Genomic DNA, 7639 nt, shown 5'->3' on the forward strand with positions numbered 1-7639 from the left:
ATATGTTTTTTTTTTTTAATCATACGGCTACAACCGAGACTTACACAAGGCTATTCGTCTGCAGCGTCAGATGTGTATAAGAGACAGATACAATATTATTTCTTATTATTTTTATAAAAACCACTAGTAAAAAGTAGTTAAACATTATAATTCATAAACTTATAAAAACCGAAATGCATGGTTGAATTTTAACCACCCCTTCTGCTAATATCTCGCCTCGTGTTTAAAAGTAATAAACACACACAAATATAAAACAAACTTTATAAAACATAATGCACACTTGATAATTACTGGTTCTATTTGGGTAGAGCTCGGTATTTATTTTATTTAAAACATTATGAATTTGTAATTTCATTTAATATCAAAATATTAAGTAGGTATATAAATTGAAGAAGGTCATCCTCCCTCAATTGGGCTTTGTTGCGTCAAATTTACGCTTGCTAGCTCTTGGCTTTGTAACCCTCGTGTCAGCATATTCTTTTTCATCAGAGGTTTATGCTGAGCAAGTGGCTAGTGGTGAACAAAAAACATTAGTTGTACTCGTCAATTTCCAAGAAAACCCTCAAGAGATCCCGATCTCTAAAGAAGACGCCCATCATGTTGTTTTTAATACCGTTAGCGACTTCTATTCGCAAATGTCCCAGGGGCAACTTTGGCTATCTGGTGATGTTGCTGGAACATTCACCTTACCGATATCAAACCAAATTTGCGATGATGATGCTGTAGCAGCGGAAGCCAACAAAATGGCTGAAACTGCGGGATATCAACTATCAAACTATGACCGTTTTATCTACTTAACAACCAAAACTGGATGTGCATCAGAAGGCTCTGGTAGTCAAGGAGTAACTCCCTCTAGAGCGTCAATAAATGCGGTTTTCGAGCCTCGAGTTATCGCCCATGAATTAGGACATAATTTTGGGTTGCATCACGCTTCCGCACTCGACTGTAAAGACGGTACGTTAGCTGGTGATTGCCGTGTCATAGAGTACGGTGATAGCTACGATACAATGGGTAACTACGATATGGGTTACTTTAGCGCCTTCCAATTGGAAAACTTAGGGTGGCAGACCTCCCCTGCTCAAATCATTTCTAGTGATGGTGTTTACTCTATTGATGCCTATGAAGACTTTGAAAGTACTTCATCAAAAGTTTTAAAAATCCCAAGAGGTACCGATCCAATTACAGGTCAGCGCCAATGGTTTTACGTTGAATATCGACAAGCTCTTGGCTACGACAGCTTTTTACGTGACCGTTCGTACATCGTATACCGCCAAGATGTGACAGAAGGTGTGGTTGTGCGCCTAGCGACAGACGGTGATCTTAAAAGTAGCCGCTTGCTACACATGAAGCCTGACTCCACTTTCAAACAATTATTTGGGAGTAATGACTGGGAAGACCCTGCTCTTCCAATTGGTGGAACGTTCACCGATCCAAAAACAGGCGTGTCGATTACTTTGGAAAGTGCTAATGGTCAAAACGCACAGGTCAGTGTCATATTTGGTGGTGAATCCGGGCAATGCGTTGCGACATCGCCTCTACTCTCTCTAACCCCACTATCAGGTTCTGATGCAAATGCTGGAGAAACGTTAGCGTATAATCTTAAAGTGACGAACCAGAACAATACAGAATGTGCAGACGCGACTTATACAACGGCTTTAAGCGTTCCTGACGGATGGAATTATGACGCAAGCGCCTTGACGGTTCCTTCCGGCATGAGTGCAGAAACGACGGTCATGGTTACGTCAAACAGCGATGCTCAACCGAACTCTTACAGCATAGCCGTTGACGTTATAGATGCTGAAAATGAACAATCAGCCAAAACCGAGCTATCTTACACAGTGTTGTCTGAGTCGACGTCACCACTTGAGGCGGTGAATGATAGCGTAACGATCAGTGATAAATCCGTCGTTCGCATCGAGCAGTTAAATAATGACTCGTTTGAACAATCGACCTCTCTTGCCATTACGGTCGCTAAGCCAAACAAAGGCAGCGCCCGTGTACTGAGTGATGGCTCCATTGAATACACACCTTCGAAGAAGTTTAAGAATAATGATTCATTTACTTATACGATCAGTGACGGTCAATCTTCTTCAACCGCGACGATTAGTATCACCTTACAATCGACTTCTGGTGGGAATGGTGGTGGAAACGGTAAAGGGAAACCGAACTAAATCACGCAATTCATATGAAAAAGCCTGGAGAATACTCCAGGCTTTTTATTCACAAGACATCAATTAGTTGCTTGGTGCAGGACAAATATCACAGTCTGCAGAAGCTGTATTCGTCGCTTGAGTATTATCGATTTTCAAGAAACCAACCGCCGTCACAGTATCACGGAAAGATTGTGTTTCTGCATTGCTAAATGCCGTTGGGATATAACTACCAGTATAAGACTGACATTGATCCGAAGCGAGTTCGATATTATCCACTACTGTCACGTCATCAGAAGCATCCTCAGGCGTACCTGAGTCATCCACAACAGAAACATTCACTAAAGTAAGTCCAGGCGTTGTGTTACATACCATTCCCGAGAAGCTCACTTCAGCAATGATACCATTTTCAGTAAGCTTGAAGCCGCTTTCACATGATTTCGTTACACTAATCATTGGAGACAAGCTCAATGACTCACATGGATCACTTGCGGTATCACTAATGGTCGCTTGGCCACCCGGAGTCGCAGCTGCTGTGACTTTCACCGTATTAGTTAGACCATTGCTTGTACTTTCAAAACTGCCGCTGTATGAAGCACTGTCACCTGAAGCAATGGCACCTAAGCTATGTGTAGTACCTGCTTCTAAATCCTCTACAACAACATCGTAGAGCGTACCGACACCATCATTAATCACGTCGCCGCTGTATGAGTAAACGTAACCATCTTCTGTTTCATTCACGACCGCTTGATTACATGTTTTAGTGATATCAACACTACACAACTCAAAGTCACCAACCACAAAGTCTTTCAACTGAGCGGTAATACTGCTTGATGCTCTTGTTTCGGCTGCAAATGAGCTAAAACAGGTGTCTGTTTGTAGAAGTTCAGTAAGGTTTACACCACCTTCAAAGAAGGTTTCTGGAGGGAAGACATTTTCGACACCACTTTTTGGCGTATACGCCCATGGTGCAGGTGAGTCAGTTGTATTGGTTGAAGCACACACATCTTGCGCGCCTGGTGAACACAGTGCATTTGTCTTAACTTTCAAACGTAAGTTTGTCGCAGCACACTGACCATCTTGTGGATCATTGTTAGCAGCTTTAGCACAAGTTGTGTCCCATTCAAGAACCAAAATTTCAGGGCCATCGTTTGCCCCTTGCAAATAATTCACCTGAATCAAAAGGTCTCCAGCAATATGTTGACCCGTGAATGTACCGTCAGGGTTCAGACCCACTGAGTCTTGATAAAACCAAAAACCTAAGAAGGCATCACCGCTGTTACCGAAACGGTCTGCACCAAAGGTGAGTACTAGATCATTGTCGATAATATATGCTGCCGCATACGCATGAAGAATGTCCCCTTTATCAAGTACCGTACCAGTCTTCCAACCAAGTTCTGGTATGTCTTTGATGTCTTTATTACCACCAGTAAAGATTGTATCCGGTGTTGCCGTGTCATTTTCAAAGCTAAATACTTGTGCTCCGCCGATGTTTGGCGGCGTTGACCAGTCATCTGGAGCACCTACTCCAGAGTCATCTATCGCATTAGCATTTGCTTCTAACTCAAACACGCCATCTGTTGGTGTTGCAAATGCAGAGCTACCTATTAGCAAGCTTGTAAATATTGCATAAAGAAAGCTCTTCATCGTATGCCAGATACCTGACTTACAAGAATTCATAACCTACTCCTTAGAACGCTTCTAAAGCTAGACGAAGGTCCCTATGTCATTAATTGCCTTTTAAGAAAGAGTGAAAGCGAGATACAACTTTCGTTTCGAGCTCGTATAACGCATAGAGCATGCCACTACTTAAGGTTATGATTTTATTAAACTAAATATTTTCAACAGCGAAGAGAATGAACAGAGTGTTCAATTTTAAAGAAAGAGAAAGAAAACAAAAGAGACAAAAAAACCTACGATAACAAAGATATATACGTGTTCTAGGATAATGTTACAGATTGACACTTTATTGTTTACACCTGTGACAGATGCACAAAAACGACGGTATTGAAACTGTCCACTATGAATATGAAATAGACGCTTACTCACCTGCTCCCACTAATGTGAAGGTGATGTGTAACACCTGTTTGCATAGTGTTACATCCTTTACACATCTAATTGAATACTCATTTAACTAAAACATATTCAGTCGTTTAGCGAATAAGTTTTAGCTCAATCATTTATGAAAATATAAACAAACTGTTCACCCCTCTGTACAAAAATAAAAAATAATCAACAAATACAAAAGGTTAAACATGGAACACTCTATGCTAGTCAACTGGCGCAGTTTAACTCTGTGAGAAAACTATCACGTATGTGGGCTCAAGGACGTAGCGAGCCCACTTACACAAGGAGGTTTTATGAAAACCATATTTAACTCTTGGTGGGGCAGTAAGAGTTACCGTTGTTCCACTTTATGTAGCCAGAATATACTTACAGCGATCAATATCAGCAGCATGTTTAAGCTGTTTACTTGGGTCATAGCGGTTAGCTTAGTGCTGAGCTCTCAAATTGTTTACGCATCCGCTGGCGACCCTTCAAGCCGAGGCGTGCAACCAATATTTGTTGAAGGGAATAACACCTGTCAACAATTACTTCCAGGGATCGATGGTTTGATAGAATACAAGCTTGAGCCAGTTACAGACGGCACTTTCGGTGATGGCATGCTTGAAGTGGTTATTGATCAACAACCTGGGGCAAAAACCTTCAGTTGGGATCAAGGTGATAGCCCTGTGATTATGCAAGCTATCTTCGTTAAAGGTGGTCCTGACGGAAACCTATATAACTACTTCACAGATGGATTATTGTATCAAGATGATGCCTTACTACATGCACCTGTGGGTAAAAACGGTAGATACTATGGCTTAAGTCATATTTCATTCTGTTACACACCAGGCGTACCAGACATTAAAATCACTAAAACTTGTACATTTGGTGATGTTGTCAATGGTAACACTTTGAAATACAACTATAAACTCACTGTAGAAAACACCGGTGACTTTGCATTGTATGATGTTGTGGCAACAGACACTACAGCCGTTGACAACGATATGGCTGCTGGTGACCATGTGTTCAATTTCGCGATGCTCGCCGTTGGACAAACGCAAGAGTTTAATGGTTCGTTTATTATTGACCAAAACGGTATCACTAACTATGCAGAAGTAAGCGCAGCACTTGAAACTGGTGGTGATGTTGCGGTTTCTGACAACGCAGATTGGGAATGCCCAAGCCAAAACATCCCTGGTTCATTGTCTCTAGAGAAAGACTGTAGTGTCGTCGTCGTGAATCGATTTGAAGATACTGGTATTAATGAATACGGTCTTCAAGTCAATTACAGTGGTAGTGTATGTAATACCTCCAATGTCACCATTGACGGCATTGTCGTAATCGACAACAAAGACTCGAATCCAATCCAGGTTGGTATGCTTGCGCCTGCTGAGTGTTACGACTTTACTGGTAACTACGAGCCAATCCCAGGAGATGGTGAAGGCCTTCCATTACCGGGTGAAGAAGTCAGAGCGTTTACAGATACTGTGGATGCGAGTGGTGAAACTATCTTCGGTAATGTTGTCGTAGAAGCGATAACAGCGTCTGCAGAATGTACGCTATGTCCAACTTGTCCAGAGCCTGTTAGCTGCCCTGAATAAGGTCTACTTACAACTTAATAAAACAACGCCTGACGTTAACTCGTCAGGCGTTTTCTTTCGAACTATATCGTTCTATTTATTCTTACCTTTCCCATTGTTACCAGAGTTGCCAGAATCTCCACCAGATGAAGACTCTAACTTCACTGAGACCTGAGCGGTCGAGCTGCTTTGACCATCACCTATGGTATAGGTAAAGCTGTCGTTATTTTTGAATTTCTTCTCAGGTGTGTAACGCAGGGTGCCATCTGATAACAGCTCTAGTCGCCCCTTGCTTGGTCTAGTAAAAGAAACCACGCTTGCAGAGTTTTGCTCTCCAACAACATCGTTTGCCATCACATCGATAATCACCGACTGTTTCGAAGACATAGTCACCTGATCATCAACAGCAACGAGCTCTGGTGATGGCGAGATTTCAGTGGTTACAGAGTAATTTACGGATGCTGCGGTTTGCAGACTTGAGTCCTCGCCGTGCGTCACGATCATATTCAAAGCATAGTCTTTATCACTAGCGTCCACCGAAGATACGACTGATATCATTACTTGTCCGGTTTCACCTGCTGCTAGCGTGATTGCATTGCTGCTTGCTTTCCAACCAGTTGGCACTGACGCGTTTACAGAAAAACTGCTCGCAGAACAATCTGCACTATCTTTGTTAGTCATAGTGACCTGATATTGAACCTCATCGCCGGCTGCAACCGAGTTGTTTGTTGCAGCTTTCGCAGTCACTGATGGAGCATTTACAGTACAAGTCCCGATATTACCGTTGTCAGAGCCATCAAAGACAACGCTTACTTCGGCGATGCCGTTCGCTGCACTCACCAAACTCAATGTTACACCTGAGTCTGGGTCAGTATAGCTACCACCGACCGGCATAGATGGGTCAAACCAGTCATTTCGGCCAAAAACCGCACGATATTCAGAATCAGTTTTAAAGTGAAGCAGATTACTGCTGCGTCCATCGCCTTCTACAGCGCTTCGAATGATGATGCCATCCGTAACGTCCCCACGATAGAACGAGTAAGAACGAGCATCTAAAAAGTCGTCAAACCCAATAGACTGGCGGTATTCAATGTAAAACCATTTTTTTGCACCTGTAGAAGGATCAGTACCACGAGGTACTTTTATCGTAACTGGCTGATCACTAGTCGTCTCGTAATTCGCGATGGAGTAAGTACCATTTTGAGTAACTTCCAGTGTCTTTGAAGCGTGCTCTCCCTCTAGCCATCCTAGTCGCTCGCGCTGGAAAGTATTCAAATAGCCGATGTCTGGACCACCCATTACATCATAGGTATCACCGTATTCACGCAACGTACAGTTGTCTGAAAGCGTATGTTCGCCGCAATCAAGTGCACGAGAGTGATGCAAACCAAAGTTATGTCCAAGCTCATGAGCGATGTTCATCGGAGAAAAATCACCATTGATGTGCGCGCGTGAAGGCATGCCATCAATAGTTGCCGATCCAGCGACACCACATGCCGTTTTTGTCATCAAGTAAACAATACGATCGTACTCTTCAAGCTTCACTCCCGCAGCGATGGCTTCTTGATCCGCTGCATCTTGAACAGCGGTAAAATCACAAACCTGATTAGACAACGGTAGATTAAACCAACCCACGACTTTCCCAGATAGCCACATTTGCTCAAAAGAGCTTTCACGGTAGAAGTCATTTACTGTGCCAAAGATTAGATTATTTGCCTCTGACAAAGTTAATGGCTGCTCATTTGGGTTTTCTTTGAAGTTCAGCAGGATAACCAATGTATTTTGCTGTCCCGTCGTACTTCCTGCTGCACTGGCGTAATGGATGCTCTGTAAACAAGCGAATCTGTCTCTTATACACATCTT

4 protein-coding genes are annotated in these 7639 nt (G+C 42.7%); 2 read left to right on the forward strand and 2 right to left on the reverse strand.

Annotation, left to right across the window (positions count from 1 at the left end; translation table 11 throughout):
- The first annotated feature begins 386 nt into the window (after nt 1–386).
- Nucleotides 387–2171, forward strand: coding sequence for an Ig-like domain-containing protein (locus tag EX191_RS22560; RefSeq protein ID WP_193448541.1), 1785 nt, complete (start codon nt 387–389; stop codon nt 2169–2171).
- Nucleotides 2172–2234: 63 nt separating this feature from the next.
- Here EX191_RS22560 and EX191_RS22565 read toward each other — a convergent pair whose 3' ends face one another.
- Nucleotides 2235–3830, reverse strand: a complete 1596-nt coding sequence (locus EX191_RS22565; protein ID WP_104973722.1) for a hypothetical protein — start codon at nt 3828–3830, stop codon at nt 2235–2237.
- A gap of 680 nt (nt 3831–4510) precedes the next feature.
- Between EX191_RS22565 and EX191_RS22570 the strand changes: the two genes are divergently transcribed.
- Nucleotides 4511–5797, forward strand: a complete 1287-nt coding sequence (locus EX191_RS22570; protein ID WP_243238781.1) for a DUF11 domain-containing protein — start codon at nt 4511–4513, stop codon at nt 5795–5797.
- A gap of 72 nt (nt 5798–5869) precedes the next feature.
- Here the strand turns inward: EX191_RS22570 and EX191_RS22575 are convergent, their stop codons facing one another.
- Nucleotides 5870–7636, reverse strand: a complete 1767-nt coding sequence (locus tag EX191_RS22575) for an Ig-like domain-containing protein (protein WP_243238784.1) — start codon at nt 7634–7636, stop codon at nt 5870–5872.
- Nucleotides 7637–7639: the final 3 nt, after the last annotated feature.

The organism is Vibrio chemaguriensis (genome assembly GCF_012275705.1).
GTDB lineage: Bacteria > Pseudomonadota > Gammaproteobacteria > Enterobacterales > Vibrionaceae > Vibrio > Vibrio diabolicus.

What these genes read in the sequence shown, in the direction of transcription:
- EX191_RS22570 (WP_243238781.1), top strand. Translation starts at nt 4,511, where the DNA reads ATGAAAACCATATTTAACTCTTGGTGGGGCAGTAAGAGTTACCGTTGT.
- EX191_RS22565 (WP_104973722.1), bottom strand. Translation starts at nt 3,830, where the DNA reads ATGAATTCTTGTAAGTCAGGTATCTGGCATACGATGAAGAGCTTTCTT.
- EX191_RS22575 (WP_243238784.1), bottom strand. Translation starts at nt 7,636, where the DNA reads ATGTGTATAAGAGACAGATTCGCTTGTTTACAGAGCATCCATTACGCC.